This is a genomic window from Pseudonocardia sp. ICBG1034, assembly GCF_020131375.1.
In the GTDB taxonomy this organism is placed as follows: domain Bacteria; phylum Actinomycetota; class Actinomycetes; order Mycobacteriales; family Pseudonocardiaceae; genus Pseudonocardia; species Pseudonocardia alni.
In genome coordinates, this window is the sequence record NZ_JAHLEK010000021.1 from 103057 (window position 1) to 121883 (window position 18827).

Below are 18827 nucleotides of genomic sequence, written 5' to 3' on the forward strand. Positions count from 1 at the left end.
GGGGCCGTGACGTCCGACAAAACCCGGATGAACCGGTGGGACGGCAGGAAGTCGGTCTCGGCCGCCACGGACTGCAGCCTGACCCGGTGTGAAACGGTACCAGCGACGGGTGCGCCGACCGCCGCCGACCCGTGTCACCTCAGCGCCGTCCGGCGGCGGCACGGCGCAGCACCTCCGCGATCTCCGGGAACGCCGGCGCCAGCTCGGCCGCCGCCGCGACGAGCCGGGCCGGTGCGCTCACCCCGCGCAGCGCGTCCTCCGCGGTCGGCTCCGCCGGGGCGCGTCGCGGCCGCGGCACCGCCGGCCCGGTGGCGGGGGTCTGCTCGGCGCAGCGGCAGGCGCCGGTGGGGCCCCACGGCGTCGGCTCCCGGCGGACCCTGGCCAGCAGCACGTCGCGCTCGGCGTCGGGCACCGGGCCGTGCGCGAGCCGCCGGTCGAGCGCGGTCATCCGGCCCAGCACCGCCGGGTCCCCGATCTTGACCCGGCGCCCACCCGCCAGCTGGGACAGCATCGCCGGGCTCAGCCCGATCGCGGCGGCGAGGCGGGCCTGGGTGATGCCGAGACCGGTCGTGAGCCGGCGGATGCGCTCGTCGAGGGGCTCGCCGTAGATCGCGCTCTGGCGGTCGCGGTTGCGCGCGATCTCCTGCGCCACCGGGTCCGCGATGCGGGGGTCGTCCATGCCGGACAGCCTCGGCGACCACGCGGCGCGGGCGTGGACGTTCGGCCCCGGCAGGGGGTTTTCACCTAACCCGGGGCCCCGTCGGGTCCGGTCGCGTCGCCGGCCGCGGTGAGGATCTCGCGACAGGTCGCGACGTCGCGGCCCATCTGCGCGACGAGCGCCTCGATGCCGTCGTAGTGCTCCTGGCCGCGCAGCCGCTCGACGAACTCGACGCCGACCTCGTGGCCGTAGAAGTTCTCGTCGACGTCGAGCACGTAGACCTCGACGGTGCGCACCCGCCCGGAGAACGTGGGGTTGGTCCCCACCGAGACGGCGCCCATCAGGCGGCGGTCGCCGATGCGGAACCAGCCCGCGTAGACGCCGTCGGCGGGGATCGCCGTGTGCGGTGGGCTGGCGACGTTCGCCGTCGGATAGCCCAGGTCACGGCCACGCTTGTGGCCGTGCACGATCACGCCGTCCACCCGGTGCCAGCGGCCCAGCGCGTGCGCGGCGTCGCGGACGGCCCCGGCGTCGATGCAGGACCGGATGTAGGTGGAGGAGAAGGTCACGTCGCGGTCGGAGACCAGGTCGAGGGCCTCGCAGGCGAACCCGAAGCGACGGCCCAGCTCGGCGAGGGTCCCGACGTCGCCCTCGGCCCGGTGGCCGAAGGTGAAGTTGCTGCCCACGACGACGACGGCCGCGTGCAGCCGGTCCACCAGCACCTCGTGCGCGAACCCGGCGGGCGCCATCCGGGACAGCGACTCGGTGAACGGGATGACGCAGAAGACGTCCGCGCCCGCCTCGGCCACGAGCTCCGCCCGCCGGTCGAGTGTGGACAGCCGCGCCGGGTGCGTGCCCGGCCGGATCAGCTCGGCCGGGTGCGGGTCGAACGTCACGACGACGGCGGGCAGGCCGCGTTCGTGCGCCCGTTCCACCGCGCGGGCGATCAGCTGCCGGTGTCCCCGGTGCACCCCGTCGAACACGCCGACGGTGACGACGCACCGGCCCCAGCCGGGCGGAACCGCCTCCAGACCACGCCACCGCTGCACGGCCGCGAGCCTAGGCGAACCGGGTGGGATCCCGCGCAGCGGGCGACCGCGGCCGGTCCGGGGGTCAGCCGGCCGGGGCGAGCACGACGACCGGTCGGGCGGCGGCGCCGCGGTCGGCCATCAGGGCCAGCGCGGCGCCGTCCGGGGCGAACACGCCGTAGGTGCCCTCGATCCCGGCCGCGGGCAGCGACTTGCCGAACCGCACGTCGGTGGCGGCGGAGGCGTCGAGGTCGACGCGGGGGAACGCCGTCGCGACGGCCGCGGCGAGGTCCAGCGACAGGCCCGGGTCGTCGGCGAGCTGCTCGACGGTGCGCGCGTGCTCCAGGGTGAAGGGTCCGACCCGGGTGCGCCGCAGCGCGGTCAGGTGACCGGCGGAGCCCAGCGCGGCGCCGAGGTCGCGGGCGAGCGCGCGGACGTAGGTGCCCGAGGAGCAGTCGACGGCGACGTCCAGGTCGCACCACGGCCCCTCGCGGCGCACCGCGAGCAGCTCGAAGGCGGACACGGTGACCGGGCGGGCCGGGATCTCGACGGTCTCGCCGTCGCGGACCCGCTGGTAGGCGCGTTTCCCGTCGATCTTGACCGCGGAGACCGCGCTGGGCACCTGCATGATCCCGCCCGTCAGCGCGGCCATCGCGGCCCGGAGGGCGGCGTCGTCGGCATCGACCGGGACGGGCTGGCCGACGGGCGTGCCCTCGGCGTCGTCGGTGTCGGTGGCCTGCCCGAGGCGCACGGTCGCGGTGTAGGCCTTGGTGTCCAGCGACAGGTGCCCGAGCAGCTTGGTGGCCCGCTCGATGCCGACGACCAGCACCCCGGTCGCCATCGGGTCCAGCGTCCCGGCGTGGCCGACCTTGCGGGTGCCCATGATCCGGCGGAGCTTCCCGACGACGTCGTGACTGGTCGGGCCCCGGTCCTTGTCGACGATCACGAGTCCGGGCGGCGGGGGCGGGTTGCGTGCGGGCACGCCGGGACGCTAACGCGCCAGCCGGTAGCCGACTCCACGGACCGTCACCACGACGTCGCGGGCGCCCAGCTTCGACCGCAGCGACGCCACGTGCGCCTCCAGCGTGCGTGCCGCGGACGCGTCGGCGATCCCCCACACCTGCTCCAGCAGCTCGGTGCGCGGCAGCACCGCACCCTCGCGGCGGGCGAGCGCGGCGAGCAGGTCGAACTCCTTGCGGGTCAGCGCGACCTCGGCGCCGCCCGCGGTCACCGACCGCCGGTCGAGGTCGACGACGACGTCGCCGACGCTCACCGTCGCGGCCACCGCGGCGCCGGTGGCACGACGCAGGACCGCCTCGATCCGGGCCACGAGCTCCTCGGTCGAGACCGGCTTGACCAGGTAGTCGTCCGCGCCCGAGCGCAGCCCCTGCACCCGCGCCGCGACGTCGCCGCGGCCGGTGATGGCCAGGATCGGCACCCGGGACCGCTCCCGGATCTCCCGGCAGACGCCGATGCCGTCGCGGTCGGGCAGGCCCATGTCGAGCAGCACCACGTCGGGCTCCCGCTCGGCGACGGCCGCGATGGCCGCGGACCCGCTGGTCACGAGGTCGGTCGGGTAGCCCTCGCGGACGAGGCTGCGGCGCAACGCGTCGCCGAGGATCGCGTCGTCCTCGACCAGCAGCACCCGCACGCGCACACCCTAGCCACGTTTCCTCAAAGCTTCCTCAAGCCCGGTGTCCCCGCGGTTGCCCCACGACACGCCCCGGCCCCATCGTTTCCCCACCGCACACGTCGAGGAGGACGGACATGGCCGAGGTCGCCAACGCAGACGGCTCGTCCGGGACGGGGTCCACCACCCCCACCCGGACCAAGAAGAAGGTCTACACCCAGCTCTGGTTCTGGGTGCTGGTCGGCATCGCGTCCGGCATCGCGGTCGGGTTCCTCGCTCCCGACTTCGCCGGTGAGCTGAAGTGGCTCGCCGACACGTTCGTCCAGATGATCAAGGTCATCATCGGCCCGGTCATCTTCTGCACCGTGGTCGTCGGCATCGCCTCGCTGGGCAACCTCGCCCGGGCCGGCGGGCTCGCCGCGCGGGCCATGGGCTACTTCCTGATCATGACGGTGATCGCGCTGGCCCTGGGCCTCATCGCGGGCAACGTCTTCCAGCCGGGTGCCGGCTTCGAGGGCCAGCCGAGCGCGGCGGAGCTGACCCGTGCCGAGGGCCAGTTCGAGACCGGGTCGCAGGAGTCGGGCGTCATCCCGTTCATCCAGGACTCGCTGCTCCCGAAGAGCTTCTTCGGCCCGTTCGTCGACAACTCGGTCCTGCAGGTCCTGGTGCTGGCCATCCTGGCCGCCTGCGCCATCTCCTCGTTGAACCCGGCCCTGCGCAGCCGCCTGGTCGGCGGCATCGAGGGCATCGCCCAGGTCATCTTCGGCATCATCAAGATCATCATGTGGGCCGCGCCGGTCGCCGCGTTCGGCGGCATGGCCTACACCGTCGGCCAGATGGGCGGCGGGTCGCTGATCAACCTGCTCAAGCTGATGCTGGTCTTCTACGGCACCTGCCTGTTCTTCATCGTCGTCGTCCTCGGCGCGGTGTCCTGGATGGCCGGGATCAACATCCTCAAGGTCATCCGCCTCATCAAGGACGAGCTGCTGATCATCGTCGGCACCTCGTCGTCGGAGTCGGTGCTGCCGCGCTTCCTCACCAAGCTGCAGTCCGCCGGTGCCTCGAAGCAGACCGTCGGCATGGTCATCCCGACCGGCTACTCGTTCAACCTCGACGGCACCTGCATCTACCTGACCCTGGGTGCGCTGTTCATCATCCAGGCGGGCAACGAGTACCTGCCGATCGGCGCGCAGATCGCGCTGGCCGTGCTGATGGTCCTGACTTCGAAGGGCGCCGCGGGCGTCACCGGCGCCGGCCTGGTCACCCTGGCCGCGTCGCTGCAGGCCTTCGGCGGGGAGTTCTTCACCCCCGAGGCGATCGTCGTCGGCCTCGCGCTGATCGTCGGCATCGACCGCATGATGTCCGAGGGCCGCGCGCTGACCAACGCCATCGGCAACGTCGTCGCGACCTTCGTCATCGCCCGCTGGAACGGCGAGCTCGACCGCGAGCGCCTCGCCGCGGTGCTGGACGACCCGAAGCTGGTCGAGGCCGACATGGAGGCCGCGCACGGCGGCGCCGCCGCCGACGGCCAGATCGACGAGGCCGCCGAGGGCGCGAAGAAGCCCGAGGCCGACGACAGCTCCCGGGAGAAGGTCGGCGCAGGCTCCTGACCTCCGACCGTCCTCCTCCGATGACCGTCGCACCCCCGCGGAGCGCCCACCGGCCCCGCGGGGGTGTCGACACCCCGGCCGGCGCACCGGTCCCGCTCCCGCCCCACGGGTGGCAGTCTGGACCGGTGCGCCGGCCGCTCCGTTCCTCCCCGCCGCTGCGCCGCTCGCGGCTGGTGCGGCGGCTGTTCCTGCTGCAGGTCGTCACGGTGCTGCTCACCGTCGGCGGGCTCGCCGCGCTCGGCGGGTACGGCGCGATCCGGCTGGAGCACGACGCCGCGGGCCGGCTCACCACCGGGATCGCGCTGGCGCTCGCCTCGGACCCCGAGGTCGTCGCGGCCGTCCGCGACGGCGGCGACGTCGCCACCCTCTCCGCCCGGCTGCAGCCCGTCGCGGAACGGGTCCGGCGGGCCACCAGCACCAGTTTCATCGTCGTGATGTCCCCGCAGGGCATCCGCTACAGCCACTACAACCCCGGCGAGATCGGGCTGCCCTACCAGGGCAACATCGTCCCGGCGCTGGCCGGGCGGACCTCGACCGAGGTCTACACCGGCACCCTCGGGCCCTCGGTCCGCACCGTCACGCCGGTCCTGGTCGACGGCCGGATCGCCGCGGTCATCTCCGTCGGCGTGCTGCAGACCCGGATCAGCGACCTCGCGCTGCGCTCGCTGCCCGGGATCGTCGCGGCCGCCGCGGTGGCGGTGCTCGTCGGCTCGGGGCTGGCGGTGCTGCTGGCCCGGCGGCTGCGCCGCCAGACCCTGGGGCTGGAGCCCGAGGACATCACCGCCGCCTACACCCACCACGAGGCGGTGCTGCACGCCGTCGGCGAGGGGCTGCTGGTCGTCGACGGCGACGGGCGGCTCGTCGTCGTCAACTCCGAGGCCCGGCGGCTGCTCGGCCTGCCCGGCCACGACTCCCCCGACGACCCCGCCGTCCCGGGGCGGCCGCTCGCCGGCCTCGGCATGGACCCCGCCGTCGCCGCCGTGCTCACCAGCGGGCTGCGCTCGGACCTGCGCGACCGGGCCGCCCTGGCCGGGGAGCGGGTGCTGCTGGTCAACAGCAGGCACGCCGGGCCGGCCGCGGGCCCGGGAACGCGGGTGTTCACCCTGCGCGACCGCACCGAGCTGGCCGGGGTGCTGCGCGAGCGCGACGAGGCCCGCGACACCGTCGCCGCGCTGTCCGGCCAGGCCCACGAGTTCGGCAACCGGATGCAGACCGTCCTGACCCTGATCGAGCTCGGCGACACCGCCGACGCCGCGAAGGCCGGGACCGCCGCGCTCGACCGCACCCGCGGCCCCGCCGCGCAGGTCGTCGCCGCGGTCTACGACCCGGTCCTCGCCGCGCTGCTCGGGGACAAGGCGTGGCAGGCCGCCGAGCAGGACGTCACCCTGACCGTCACCGACACCTGCGACCCCGACGTCCTGCCGGAACTGCGGCTGCCGTTCGCCGCGGACGACCTGGTCTCGCTGGCCGGGAACCTCGTCGACAACGCGATCGAGGTGGTCGCCGGGCGCACCGGGGAGCGGTCGGTCGCGGTCGCGCTGAGCACCGCTCCCGACGGCCGCGAGCTGCGGCTGGAGGTCGCCGACAGCGGTCCCGGGGTGCCCGAGGACACCGCCCGCGAACTGTTCACCTTCGGGTTCAGCACCCGGGCCACGCCCGGTGGCCGCCCCCGCGGCATCGGGCTGGCCCTGGTCGACCGGATCGCCCGCCGCCTCGGCGGGTCGGTGACGGTCGGTACCCGCGACGACGGCAGCGGCGCCGTGTTCACCGTGCGGCTGCCGCTCCCGGCCGAGCCCTCCGGGGACGACGGGACCACCGTGCCGCCGGAGGACCCCGGCGCCCCGCTCCACCGGCCGGACGCCGCCGTCCACCGTGCGGAGACCCCGGCCACCGACCGGGTCTGACCCCCGCCGCCACCACCGGGCCCCGGGCGCGCCGCGCGGGACGTCGCCCGGTGCCCCGTCCCGGAACCGCCCGGTGGCACGTCGTGCACCTCCGGACCTCCGCACCGGGTGCCGGGTGTGCCACTCCGCCGCCCGGGCTCCGTCGACGGGCCACGCGCGTCAGGCCCGGACCTCCCCCGGGACCGCCCAGCGCCCCGACCGCGCCCGCAGCCCCACCGCGACCAGGCGCACCACCATGAACGCGGCGAGCCCGGTCCAGATCCCGGCCAGTCCCCACCCGAACAGCAGTGACAGCCAGATCATCGGCAGGAACCCGCCGAGCGCGGCGAGCAGCGTCGTGGTGCGCAGGAAGGCCGCGTCACCGGCGCCGAGCAGCACGCCGTCCAGGGCGAACACCACCCCGGCGATCGGCTGCAGCGCGGTGAAGAACCACCACGCCGCGGGGATCGCCGCGAGGACCGCCGCGTCGCGGGTGAACACCGGCGGCAGGACGGGGTAGAGCGCGGCGAAGAGCACGCCGAACCCGCAGCCGAGCACGAGGCCGTAGCGGGTGACCCGGGCGGCGAGCGACCGCGCCGGTCCGGTGTCCGCACGGTCGCCGTCGGCACCGCGCCCGCCGTCGGCACCGTGTCCGCCGTCCGCACCGTGTCGGCCGTCCGCGCCACCCAGGGCGGCTCCGACCAGCGACTGCGCCGCGATCGCGACCGCGTCGAGCACCAGGGACTGGAACACCCACAGCTGCAGCACGATCTGGTGCGCGGCGACGGACTCGGACCCGAACCGGGCGGCCACCGCCGTCGCGGACAGGAAGCAGGCCTGGAACCCCAGCGACCGCACGATCAGGTCGCGGCCCATCGTCGCCTGCGAACGGAGCACCGCGGCGTCCGGGGCGAAGCGGACCGGGTCACCGGCGGGCGCGCGCCGTCGTTCGACGACCAGCGCCCGCAGGAACAGCGACGCCGCGACGGCCTGCCCCGCGACGTTGGCGACGGCCGAGCCCTCCAGCCCCCAGCCCTCCCAGTCCCCCGCCCCGTGCACCAGCAGCGGGCAGAGCAGCGCGGACAGCAGGTTGCCGCCGATCACGATCCACATCGGGCGACGGGTGTCCTGCACCCCGCGCATCCAGCCGTTGCCGGCCAGCGTGACCAGGACCAGCGGGGCACCGAGCAGCGCGATCCGCAGCCACGACACCGCGCCCTCGGCGATCACCGGGTCCCCGGCGAGCAGCCCCGCCAGCGGTGCCGCGGCGAGCTGTCCGAGCACGACGACCAGCAGCCCGACGCCCAGCGCCAGCCAGGTCGCCTGCACACCCTCCGCCACCGCGGCCGACCGGCGCCCGGCACCGTAGAACCGGGCCGCGCGGGCCGTCGTCCCGTAGGACAGGAACGTCAGCTGGGTCGTGACCTGCGCGAACAGCACCGCCGCGACGGCGAGCGAGGCCAGCGGCAGTCCACCCAGCCGCCCGACGACGGCCGTGTCGACCAGCAGGAACAGCGGCTCGGCCGCCAGCACCGGGAGCGCGGGCAGGGCGAGCCGGAGGATGTCACGGGGCCCGCCCGCGATGGGGGCGGACCGGGTCACCGACGGGGACGACGGCAGAGGAAGCAGAACGCGGGCGGCAGGTTGCGCCACACCGTGCGGGTCGTCACGACCTCGTCGAACGTGTCGTGCAGGGCCGCCTTGAACCGCCGCGCCGAGGGCATCGGCAGGGTGTGGGAGTAGGCGAACGTCGCGAACGCACCGGTCTCCCCCACCGCCCCGACGACCTGGTCGAGGATCTCCTGCTGCATGGTCCGGTCGAACAGCGACCAGGGCAGCCCGGAGATCACCGCGTCGACCGAGGTGATGTCGCGCTCGGCCAGCAGCGACCCCAGCTTGCGGGCGTCACCGTTCACGACCTCGACGCCCGGGTGGCGGTCCTGCAGGAAGCGGGCCATCCGCGGGTCGAGCTCGACGGCCAGATGCCGGCCCTCCGGCGGGAGCCGCCTGGCGACCTGCGTGGTGACGACGCCGGTACCCGGCCCCAGCTCCACGACGACCGGCGCGCCGTGACCCGGCGCGATACGGGCCAGCTTCGCCGACAGCCGCGGCGAGCTCGGCCACACCGCACCCACCTGGGCCGGATTGCGCAGCCAGGCCCGGAGGAACTCCGGCCACCCGCTGGGCTCGTTGCCGTGACTGTCGTCGCCCCCGCGGGCCGCAGCGGGCTCGGATCGCACCGCTCACCTCCTGGTCTCGCGGGACACGCTACGTGCCCCGGTGCTGCGACACCGGACCGCCCCGAGGTCCACGCGATCGTGGTGTCGCGGCCATGTACCCCGGATGAACCCGATCAACCGGGCACGTGCTCAGCGGGCCAGCTCCGCCCGGAGGAGCTCCAGGAGCCCGTCGCGGGTACCGGAGCGCTCGAACCCGGCGGCACCGGTGTGCCCGCCGCCGCCGAGCCTCGTCGCCACCCGGGACAGGTCCGGGGACCCGTTGCCGCGCAGCGACACCGACCACTCCCCCGGTGCCGTCTCGGTCAGCAGCGCCGCCACCCCGCCCCCGGCCGCGGCCTGCAGCGGCCCGACCAGGGCGACCGTGCGGTCCCGGAACCGGGTCGCGGTCGCCACGTCGACGGCGGCCCACACCAGGTCCGCCCCCGCCGCGACGCCCGCCTCCCGGTGGGCCCCGGCCAGCACCGTGGCCTGCGCGGCAAGCCACGCGAACGGCACCGGACCGCCGATGTCCCGCAGCAGCGGGGCGGGCTCGACACCGGCGTCGACGAGCTCGGCGCCCAGCCGGAGCGCCTCCGCACCACCCCGCCGGAAACCACCGGTGTCGGTGTAGAGCCCCGCGAACAGGGACCGGGCGAGGACCGCGTCCAGCGGGGCGCCCAGCTCGGCGAGCACCGCCCGGACGAGCGTCACCGTCGCCGGGGCGCCCGGGTCCACGAGGTACCGGTCCGTGAACGCCACGAACGACGCGTGGTGGTCCACCGCCAGCGACGACCCGGACGTGTCGAGCACCGGCTCCAGGTCGCCCAGCCGGCGGGACGACGAGATGTCGCAGCAGACCAGCAGGTCCGGCGCGCGCGGCGCGTCCACCGAGGCGACGACCAGCCCGTCGGGGTCGAGGGTGTCGACCAGCCCGGCGGGCACCGGGTCCGGTCCGCCGAACGACACGGTGACCGGGGTCCCCGCGCGGTGCAGTGCCGTGGCCAGGGCCAGGGCACTGCCCGCGGCGTCCGCGTCGGGCCGGACGTGCCCGACCACGAGCACGTCACGGGCCCGGCGCAGCACCGCCGCGGCCCCGGCCGGGTCGACCGGACCGGGACCCGGGACGGTCTCGTGCGCGCCGCCGGTCACTCGGCGTCGGTCTCCCGCGGGGCCTTGTACGGGTCCGCGTCCCCCGCCGGCGACGCCGTGGCCGCCAGCCGGGCCACCTCCTCGTCGGAGGCGCGGGTGCGGGCCAGCAGCTCCTCCATCCGGCGGGCCGTGTCCGGCACCGCGTCCAGCACGAACGCGAGGCTCGGCGTGTGCCGCACCCCGGTCTGCTGCCCCACCCGGCTGCGGAGCACCCCGCTCGCGCTCTGCAGCGCGGCGGCGGCCCCCGCGGTGTCCGGCTCCTCCTCCAGCGAGGCACCCATGACCGTGTAGAACACGGTCGCCTCGCGCAGGTCGCCGGTGACACGGGTGTCGGTGATCGTCACCATCGCCAGCCGCGGATCCTTCACCTCGTGCTCGAGGGCCTCCGCGACGATCTGCGAGATCCGCTTCGCGAGCTTGCGCGCGCGGGCCTGGTCGACCATGTCCTGCTCCTTCCAGCGGGTCGTGCGAGCCCGAGTCTAGGCACGGGTCGCGGGGTCACGCCGCGTTCGGTTCTCGGTCCTGCCGGTTCGTCCCCCGACCGCCGGGACGCGGTGCCGCTGCGTCGTCCCCCGACCGCCGGGACTCGGTGCCGCCGCGTCGTCCCCCGACCGCCGGGACTCAGTCGTCGTCGGGGCCGAACAGCCGGGTCCGGGCCGACAGCAGCTCCAGCTCGGGGCGGGCGGCCACCAGCCGCTCGCACCGCTCCAGCAGGGCACGGACGTGCCCCGCGTCGGCGGCGACACAGCTCACCCCGATCAACGCACGGCGGTGCAGATCCAGATGGCCCGCCTCGGCCGCCGCCACCTCGAACCGGCGCAGCTCGGCCAGCAGCGGACGCACCGCCGAGCGCTTCTGCTTCAGCGACCGGACGTCGCCGAGCAGCACGTCACACTCCAGGGAGCCGACGTACACACACACCTCCGCTGACGCCGACGGGGCGGCCGGTGACCGGCCGCCCCGTCGGAGCGCGTTCGTCAGCCGCTAGTCGCGCGGCTTCTCCCGCATCTCGAACGTCTCGATGACGTCGTCGACCTTGATGTCGCCGTAGGTACCGAGCGTCAGACCGCACTCGAAGCCCTCGCGGACCTCGACCACGTCGTCCTTGAACCGGCGCAGCGACGAGATCGGGAGGTTCTCGTGGATCACCTTCGAGTCGCGCAGCAGGCGCGCCCGGGCGTTCCGGCGGATCTCCCCGCTCATCACCAGGCAACCGGCGATCGTGCCGAACTTCGAGGACTTGAAGACCTCGCGGACCTCCGCGCGGCCCAGCTCGACCTCCTCGTACTCCGGCTTGAGCATGCCCTTGAGGGCCGCCTCGATCTCGTCGATCGCCTGGTAGATCACCGAGTAGTAGCGGATCTCGACGCCCTCGCGGTTGGCCAGCTCGGTGGCCTTGCCCTCGGCACGGACGTTGAAGCCCATGACGATGACGTTGTCCGCGATGGCGAGGTTGATGTCGCCCTCGGTGATACCGCCGACGCCGCGGTGGATGACCCGCAGCTCGACCTCCTCACCCACGTCCAGCTTCATCAGGGCTTCCTCGAGCGCCTCGACGGTGCCCGAGTTGTCACCCTTGATGATCAGGTTGAGGGTGTTGGTCTCCTTCAGCGCGGCGTCCAGGTCCTCCAGGCTGACGCGCTTGCGACGGCTCGCCAGCTCGGCGTTCCGCTCGCGGGCACGCCGCCGGTCGGCGATCTGGCGCGCGACCCGGTCCTCGTCCACGACGAGGAACGTGTCGCCCGCACCCGGCACCGACGTCAGACCGATGACCTGCACGGGACGCGACGGGAGCGCCTCGGTGACGTCCTGGCCGTGCTCGTCGACCATGCGCCGGACGCGCCCGGAGGCGTCGCCGGCCACGACCGAGTCGCCGACCCGGAGCGTTCCGCGCTGGACCAGCACCGTGGCCACCGGGCCGCGACCGCGGTCGAGGTGACCCTCGATGGTGACGCCCTGCGCCTCCATCTCGGGGTTGGCCCGCAGGTCGAGCGCCGCGTCGGCGGTCAGCAGGATCGCCTCGAGCAGGGCCTCGATGTTGGTGCCCTGCTTCGCGGAGATGTCGACGAACATGGTGTCGCCGCCGTACTCCTCGGCCACCAGGTTGTACTCGGTGAGCTGCTGGCGGATCTTCTGCGGGTTCGCACCCTCGACGTCGATCTTGTTGACCGCGACGACGATCGGCAGACCGGCCGCCTGCGCGTGGTTGATCGACTCGACGGTCTGCGGCATCACGCCGTCGTCCGCCGCCACCACGATGACCGCGATGTCGGTGGACTTCGCACCACGGGCACGCATGGCGGTGAACGCCTCGTGACCCGGGGTGTCGATGAACGTGATGAGCCGCTCCTCGCCCTCGAGCTCGGCCGCGACCTGGTAGGCGCCGATGTGCTGGGTGATGCCGCCGGCCTCGCCCTCGCGGACGTTCGCCTTGCGGACCGTGTCCAGCAGCCGCGTCTTACCGTGGTCGACGTGACCCATGACGGTCACGACCGGCGGACGCGCCTCGAGCGCGTCCTCGTCGCCCGGGTCACCGAACTCGATGTCGAACGACTCCAGCAGCGCACGGTCCTCCTCCTCGGGGGAGACGACCTGCACGCGGTAGTTCATCTCCTGGCCGAGCAGCTCCAGGATCTCGTCCGAGACCGACGCGGTGGCCGTGACCATCTCACCGAGGTGGAACAACACCTGCACCAGCGAGGCCGGGTTGGCGTTGATCTTCTCGGCGAAGTCGGTCAGCGACGCGCCACGCGGCAGCCGGATCGTCTCGCCGTTGCCCTTGGGCAGGCGGACGCCGCCCACCGAGGGCGCGGCCATGGCGTCGTACTCCTGGCGCTTCTGCCGCTTCGACTTGCGACCCTTGCGGGCCGGACCGCCGGGACGGCCGAACGCACCCGCGGCACCGCCGCGACCACGCGCACCGCCACCACCGGGACGACCACGGAAACCACCGGCCGGGGGCGGACCACCGGGACCGCCGCCACCGGGACGGAAACCGCCGCCACCGCCACCGGGACGACCGCCACCGGGACCACCACGGCCACCGCCGGGGCCACCACGACCGCCGCCGGGGCCACCACGGCCACCGGCACCGGGACGACCCGCAGCCGGACGCGCGGGCATCATGCCCGGGTTCGGCCGCGGAGGCATGTTGCCCGGGTTCGGACGGGGCCCGCCCGATCCCGGAGCGCCGCCCGGACGGGGCGGACGCGGCGGGGCCTCACCGGAACGCGCGGCCGGAGCCTCGGGACGGCCGCCGCCCTGCTGGCCGCCACCGCCCTGCTGGGGCTGCGGCGGGCCGGGACGCGGGCCCGGCTTGGGCGAACCCTGGCCGACCCCGAACGGGTTGTTGCCGACGCGCGGCTGGCGGGGGCCCGGACGGGCGCCACGCTCACCGGGCTGGCCGGCGGGACGCGGGGCGCCACCGCCCTGACCACCCTGTCCCTGGCCCGGACGGGGCGCGGGCTTCGGCGCGGCCGGACCCGGCTTCGGGGCTGCCGGGCCGGGCTTCGGCGCGGCGGAACCGGGCCGCGGCGCGGCCGGGGCCTCGGCGGCCGCGGCGGGGGTCTCGACGGCCGGAGCCGCCGGGCCCGCCGGGGCCTGCGGGCCGGGCTTGGGCGCGGCCGGTCCCGGCTTCGGGACGTCGGTGCGCGCCGCCGGCTGCGCCGGCGACGGGGCACCCGGGGTGGGTGCCGCGGGGGCCGGCGGACCCGGACGCGGGCCGGGCTTGGGGGCCGGACCCGGGGTCGGGCGCGACGGCGACGGGGCGCCGGAGCCACCGGCGCGCGGACGACCGCCACCGGGCGCGCCGGAACCGCGGCGCTGACCGCCGGCGGCGCCCCCACCGGAGGCCATCGCGTCGCGCAGCTTGCGCGCGACCGGGGCCTCCACGGTGGAGGAGGGGGACTTCACGTACTCCCCCAGGTCCTGCAGCTTGCTGAGGACCTGCTTACTGCTGATTCCGAGCTCTTTCGCGAGCTCGTGCACGCGGGCCTTGCCTGCCACTGCTCTCCTCATCCTGACCGGAGGCCGGGCGGCAGCATCCCGCTCGACCTCGAACCTAGTGTCGAAGCACGTTCATGGTGCGATCTTCACTGCTGGCTCATGACTGGTCGACCTTGCTTTCTTCCGATGACGGGTCCGAGAGGTTCCCGGGCCCCAGCGGGTCGCGCGGCTCCTGCAGCCACCGCCTGACGGCGGTGACGTCCGGTGCCGAGCGGACGCGTAACGCCCGGGCGAACGCCGAGCGTCGCTCGGCCCTGTCCAGGCACCCCGTCGAGAGGTGCAACCAGGCACCCCGTCCGGGGAGACGGCGGCGCGGATCCGGAATGCAACGCCCGTTCTCCACGACCACCCGCAACAGTACGTCGGCCCGTTCCCGGGTCCGGCACCCCACACAGGTCCGGATCGGAACCGACCGGGTGTGCGTGGGCGACGGTCCGCGACCGCGGGCCGATGACGAGTGTAGCGCAGGGCGATCGTCGGGCATTCCCTCGCCCGACCCCTGCTGTTGATCTCCGTCGGTCAGGACGGCTCCCCGGCGGGGTCGGCCGGCCCACCGTCGGGGGTGACCGGGTCGCGCGGGTCGGCGTCGCTGCGGATGTCGATCTTCCAGCCGGTGAGCCGGGCGGCGAGACGGGCGTTCTGCCCCTCCTTGCCGATCGCCAGCGACAGCTGGAAGTCCGGCACGACGACGCGGGCGATCCGGGCGCGCTCGTCGAGCACGGTCACCGAGACCACCTTCGACGGCGAGAGCGCGTTGCCGACGAACTCGGCCGGGTCCTCGGACCAGTCGATGATGTCGATCTTCTCGCCGGCCAGCTCGCCCATCACACCGCGCACCCGGGCACCCATCGGGCCGATGCAGGCGCCCTTGGCGTTGAGCCCGGAGCGGGTCGAGCGCACCGCGATCTTGGAACGGAACCCGGCCTCACGGGCCACCGAGACGATCTCGACGGAGCCGTCGACGAGCTCGGGCACCTCGAGGGCGAACAGCTTCCGCACCAGGTTCGGGTGGGTCCGCGAGAGCGTGATCGAGGTGCCCCGCGGGCCGCGGTTCACGCCGATGACGAAGCAGCGGATCCGGTCGCCGTGCCGGTAGACCTCACCCGGCACCTGCTCGGCGGCGGGCAGCACGGCCTCGGTGCCGCCGGAGAGCTCGACCACGACGACGCCGCGGGCGTTGGCGCGCGCGTCGCGCTGCACGATGCCCGCGACGACCTCGCCCTCCTTGGTGGAGAACTCGCCGTAGGTGCGTTCGTGCTCGGCGTCGCGCAGCCGCTGCAGGATGACCTGGCGGGCGGTGGTCGCCGCGATCCGGCCGAAGCCCTCCGGGGTGTCGTCGAACTCCGGGCCGGGGGTGCCGTCCTCGGAGGCGTCGGCCGCGTCGCGGACCATGACCCGCACCACACCGGTCTTGCGGTCGATGTCGACGCGGGCGTCCGCGTGGTGGCCGTCGGTATGCCGGTAGGCGGTGAGCAGCGCCGTCTCGATGGCCGAGAGGACCGTCTCGAACGGGATCTCCTTGTCCCGCTCGATCGCGCGCAGCGCGGGGATGTCGACGTTCACCGGTTCTCCTCGTCGCGGACGGTCTCGGCGGCGCCGCCGTCGTGGTTCGTGGGGGCCCCGTCGGCCCCGTCGGTGCTCCCGGACAGCGCGTCCGGGTCGAGCAGTGCGGTCTCCGCGGGCGGTGCGGGCTTGAACTCGACCTGCACCTGGGCGTGCCGGATCTCGGCCAGCGGGATGTCCCGCCGTTCCGGCGCCTTCCGGCCGGGGACCGCCACGGCGACCGTGTCGCCGTCGAGCCGGCCGACCCGGGCCTCGACGACGGTGCCGTCGGTCAGGGTGATCCGCGCGAGGCGCAGGTAGGCCCGCCGCCAGTGCCGGGGCTCGGTGAGCGGCCGGTCGATCCCGGGCGAGGTCACCTCGAGCGTGTACGAGCCCTCGATGAGGTGCTCGTGCGGGTCCAGCTCGGCGGCCGCGGAGCGGCTGAGCCGGGCGATGACGTCGAGGTCGATGCCGGTCGCGGGCGAGGACTCGGGCAGGTCGACGACGAGCTTGACCGAGTGCCGTCGCCCGGCGGTGCGGACCTCCACGGCGTCGATCTCCAGCCCGGCCCCGTGGACCACCGGCTCGAGCACGCCGCGCAGCTGGTCTGCCAGCTGTGCGGGGTCCGGACTGCGCATCGGGTGACTCTCCTCGTGTCAGGGTGCCCGCCGCGGTGGCGACCGGTCGGCGGGGCTTCGGGTGGGCGTCGATCGTGGTGCCGTGACCGCCGGTGGGCGGGCACGTCGGACGCGTGCGGACGGCATGCGACGTCGGCGCCGCACACCGCGACGCGTCCGGCCGGGACCGGACGGTGCCGGTGACGGTGGGGACGGCCGACGAGCCTAGCGCGTCGGCCCGGCGGGCCGCCGGTCGGTGGCCCGTCGGTGGGCGGTCGTCCGCGGCCCGGGCGGGCACGGTCGGTGCCGGGCGGCCCGGCACGTGCTGGCAGCATGACCCGACGTGAACGACCGCGAGCCATCCGTGTCGCCCCGGGTGTCCCCGGCCGGGCCGCCGCCGTCGGTGGCCCCGTCGCCGGTGACCCGCCGCGGCGGTGTCCGCCCGACGCGGCGCCAGGTGCTGGCCACCGCGGCCGCGGTGGCCGCGACGGTGCCGCTGGCGGGCTGCTCGAGCGCGACGACGCGCACCGAGGACGCCTCCGACGCCCTGCTCGCGCTCGCCGACGCAGCCCGGTCCGACGCCGCGCTGATCGTCGCCGCGGTGACCGGCGACCCGTCGCTCGCGGGCCGGCTGGAGCCGCTGCGCGCGGCCCGCATGGAGCACGCCGCCGCGCTGGACCAGGCGGGCGGGCGCACTCCGGGCCAGATCGCCGCCCCCGCGACACCGCCGTCGGGGGACCTCGCCGCGGTACGCGACGCGGTCGCCGGGTCGGCCCGCAGCGCGGGCGAGGTGGTCCCCCGCGCCTCGGCGCTGCAGGTGGGTCTGGTCGCCGAGGTCGCCGCCTGCTGCGCCACCTACGCGGCGGTCCTGACCGGGGCGCCGGCGTGAGCGCGGGTCCACGGCCGCGGCAGTCCTCCGACGACGAGCCGCAGGTCCCCCAGGTCACCGTCGAGGCGTTGCAGCGGGCACTCGCCTGCGAGCACGCGGCGCTGTGGGCGTACAAGATGGCGCTCGCGTTCATCCCGCCGGAGTGGGCGACCCGGGCCCGCGGCGACATCGAGGCCCACACCACCCTGCGCGGCCAGATCACCCAGACCCTGTCCGACATCGGGCAGCGGCCGGTCTCGGCGCAGCCGGCGTACGCGGCCCCGCAGCCCGTCGTCGACGGGGTGTCGGCCGGGGCGCTGCTGGTGTCGGCCGAGACCGACGCGATCGCCGCCTGGCGGTCGGTGACCGAGCGGTCGTCGTCGGTCCCGCTGCGCGAGGCCGGGCTGAAGGCGATGGTCGAGTGCACCGGCCGGCTCGCGTACTGGCGCGGGGTCACCGAGCGGTCCCCCGTCGTGCCGGTGTTCCCCGGCCGCAGCTGAGGGGTCGCGGCGCTCAACGGAGCGCCGCGGCGGCCGCCTCGACGTCGTCGGGGGTGGTCGACAGGTGGAACGCCAGCCGGGCGGCCCCGTCGCGCACGGCCGCGGTGATCCCGGCCGCGGCCAGCCGGTCGGCCGCCCCCTCGGCACGCACCGACACGATGGCCGACCCGGCGGGCGGCATCCCGAGCCGCTCGCGCAGGGTGTCGGCGAGGCCGACGCAGTGCGCGCGCAGGCCGTCGGCGTCGAGCGAGGCCAGCCAGGGCAGTGTCACCGCGGCGCCGGCGTGGGCGAACCAGACGGGGGCCTCCTCGCCGCCGGCCGGTCCGGGCCGCGCGGGCGGGTCCGGGGTGTAGAGCCCGCCGCCCCAGCGGTCCTGGGTGCCGTACCAGCCCGCGGAGTGCGGGACGGGCTCCGGCCAGCACGCCCCGGCGGGCGGCCCGTCCACCCACGACGGACGCCGGGCCAGCCAGGCGGTGCCGCGCGGCGCGAGCAGCCACTTGTACCCGGCCCCGACGACGGCGTCGGCGTCGTGCAGACGCAGCGGGAGCCACCCGGCGGCCTGGGTGACGTCGAACAGCAGCCGCACTCCGCTGCGGGCGCGGGCGGCGAGCAGCGCGTCGACGTCGGCGATCGCGCCGTCGGCGGACTGCACCACCGACACCGCGACGAGGTCGTGGTCGGCGGCGTGGGCCGCCAGCTCCGGGAGCGGCACCTCGGTCACCCGGACCCCGCGGTGGGCCTGCACCGCGAACGGCCGGGTCACCGAGGAGAACTCGCCGCGGGCGGCGAGCACGCGGGTGCCGTCGGGCACCGACGCGGCGAGCGGACCGATCAGGCCGGAGGTCGTGGCGCCCTGCGCGACGTCGGCGACCGGCACCCCGGTGATCGCGGCGAACCCCGCGCGGGCCGCCTCGACGTCGTCGTCGAAGTCCCTCGGCGAGGCCGCGCCGACCGCCCAGCGCGCCACGACGTCGGCGACCACCGCCGACGCCCGGAGCGGCGGGATGCCGATGCTCGCGGTGTTCAGGTAGCCGGGCCGGTGTGGCAGTTCCCACCCGGCGAAGGTGACCGTGTCGTCCACGCTGCCCGAGCGTAGTGAGGGTCCTAGTGTCTCCGGG

18 protein-coding genes are annotated in these 18827 nt (G+C 75.3%); 4 read left to right on the top strand and 14 right to left on the bottom strand.

Annotated elements, in window-relative coordinates; all coding sequences use genetic code 11:
* Nucleotides 1-139: 139 nt before the first annotated feature.
* The 4 genes from KPF22_RS22040 to KPF22_RS22055 form a co-directional block, all read right to left on the bottom strand.
* Complete coding sequence (locus KPF22_RS22040; RefSeq protein WP_224403173.1) at nt 140-679, bottom strand: helix-turn-helix domain-containing protein; 540 nt, start codon at nt 677-679, stop codon at nt 140-142.
* A gap of 65 nt (nt 680-744) precedes the next feature.
* A complete protein-coding gene (locus KPF22_RS22045) occupies nt 745-1707 on the bottom strand; it encodes a bifunctional riboflavin kinase/FAD synthetase (protein WP_208826613.1) in 963 nt (320 codons plus the stop codon).
* A gap of 64 nt (nt 1708-1771) precedes the next feature.
* Entirely contained in the window at nt 1772-2668 is an 897-nt protein-coding gene (truB, locus tag KPF22_RS22050; RefSeq protein WP_208826615.1) for a tRNA pseudouridine(55) synthase TruB, read from the bottom strand.
* Between the two features lie 9 nt (nt 2669-2677).
* The gene (locus tag KPF22_RS22055) at nt 2678-3337 is read right to left on the bottom strand and encodes a response regulator transcription factor (RefSeq protein ID WP_208826617.1); all 660 of its coding nucleotides are present in this window, start codon (nt 3335-3337) and stop codon (nt 2678-2680) included.
* A 116-nt stretch (nt 3338-3453) separates the two neighbouring features.
* Between KPF22_RS22055 and KPF22_RS22060 the strand changes: the two genes are divergently transcribed.
* Nucleotides 3454-4926 (top strand): cation:dicarboxylate symporter family transporter, encoded by a 1473-nt coding sequence (locus KPF22_RS22060; RefSeq protein WP_208826619.1) that lies wholly within the window; start codon nt 3454-3456, stop codon nt 4924-4926.
* 125 nt (nt 4927-5051) lie between these two features.
* A complete protein-coding gene (locus tag KPF22_RS22065; protein ID WP_224403174.1) occupies nt 5052-6830 on the top strand; it encodes an ATP-binding protein in 1779 nt (592 codons plus the stop codon).
* Nucleotides 6831-6989: 159 nt separating this feature from the next.
* On the opposite strand, the gene KPF22_RS22070 is transcribed toward KPF22_RS22065, so the two are convergent.
* The 9 genes from KPF22_RS22070 to rimP all read right to left on the bottom strand — a co-directional run bounded on the left by KPF22_RS22070 (nt 6990) and on the right by rimP (nt 16362).
* Nucleotides 6990-8411 carry an MATE family efflux transporter gene (locus tag KPF22_RS22070; RefSeq protein WP_224403175.1) on the bottom strand — a complete coding sequence of 474 codons (1422 nt, stop codon included), beginning with the start codon at nt 8409-8411 and terminating at the stop codon, nt 6990-6992.
* Complete coding sequence (locus tag KPF22_RS22075; protein WP_374107518.1) at nt 8408-9049, bottom strand: class I SAM-dependent methyltransferase; 642 nt, start codon at nt 9047-9049, stop codon at nt 8408-8410. Before KPF22_RS22075 ends, KPF22_RS22070 begins: the two co-directional genes overlap by 4 nt.
* 129 nt (nt 9050-9178) lie before the next feature.
* Nucleotides 9179-10177 (bottom strand): bifunctional oligoribonuclease/PAP phosphatase NrnA, encoded by a 999-nt coding sequence (locus tag KPF22_RS22080; RefSeq protein ID WP_208826705.1) that lies wholly within the window; start codon nt 10175-10177, stop codon nt 9179-9181.
* Nucleotides 10174-10620 carry a 30S ribosome-binding factor RbfA gene (gene rbfA, locus KPF22_RS22085; protein ID WP_062401126.1) on the bottom strand — a complete coding sequence of 149 codons (447 nt, stop codon included), beginning with the start codon at nt 10618-10620 and terminating at the stop codon, nt 10174-10176. Before rbfA ends, KPF22_RS22080 begins: the two co-directional genes overlap by 4 nt.
* A gap of 178 nt (nt 10621-10798) precedes the next feature.
* Complete coding sequence (locus KPF22_RS22090; protein WP_062401124.1) at nt 10799-11092, bottom strand: DUF503 domain-containing protein; 294 nt, start codon at nt 11090-11092, stop codon at nt 10799-10801.
* A gap of 69 nt (nt 11093-11161) precedes the next feature.
* The gene (gene infB, locus KPF22_RS22095; protein ID WP_224403176.1) at nt 11162-14182 is read right to left on the bottom strand and encodes a translation initiation factor IF-2; all 3021 of its coding nucleotides are present in this window, start codon (nt 14180-14182) and stop codon (nt 11162-11164) included.
* 97 nt (nt 14183-14279) lie between these two features.
* A complete protein-coding gene (locus KPF22_RS22100; protein ID WP_083474617.1) occupies nt 14280-14666 on the bottom strand; it encodes a YlxR family protein in 387 nt (128 codons plus the stop codon).
* Between the two features lie 35 nt (nt 14667-14701).
* Complete coding sequence (nusA, locus tag KPF22_RS22105; protein WP_208826701.1) at nt 14702-15745, bottom strand: transcription termination factor NusA; 1044 nt, start codon at nt 15743-15745, stop codon at nt 14702-14704.
* Nucleotides 15742-16362: a ribosome maturation factor RimP gene (rimP, locus tag KPF22_RS22110; RefSeq protein WP_208826699.1), complete on the bottom strand. Its 621-nt coding sequence runs from the start codon at nt 16360-16362 to the stop codon at nt 15742-15744. Before rimP ends, nusA begins: the two co-directional genes overlap by 4 nt.
* 322 nt (nt 16363-16684) lie before the next feature.
* On the opposite strand from rimP, the gene KPF22_RS22115 reads away from it, so the two are divergent.
* Together KPF22_RS22115 and KPF22_RS22120 are read left to right on the top strand one after the other, a co-directional pair.
* Nucleotides 16685-17230 carry a hypothetical protein gene (locus tag KPF22_RS22115; RefSeq protein WP_224403177.1) on the top strand — a complete coding sequence of 182 codons (546 nt, stop codon included), beginning with the start codon at nt 16685-16687 and terminating at the stop codon, nt 17228-17230.
* Nucleotides 17227-17709 (top strand): ferritin-like domain-containing protein, encoded by a 483-nt coding sequence (locus KPF22_RS22120; protein ID WP_062401114.1) that lies wholly within the window; start codon nt 17227-17229, stop codon nt 17707-17709. The genes KPF22_RS22115 and KPF22_RS22120 overlap by 4 nt, the downstream gene beginning before the upstream one ends.
* A 13-nt stretch (nt 17710-17722) precedes the next feature.
* On the opposite strand, the gene KPF22_RS22125 is transcribed toward KPF22_RS22120, so the two are convergent.
* Nucleotides 17723-18790: an aminotransferase class V-fold PLP-dependent enzyme gene (locus tag KPF22_RS22125; RefSeq protein ID WP_224403178.1), complete on the bottom strand. Its 1068-nt coding sequence runs from the start codon at nt 18788-18790 to the stop codon at nt 17723-17725.
* Between the last annotated feature and the right edge of the window lie 37 nt (nt 18791-18827).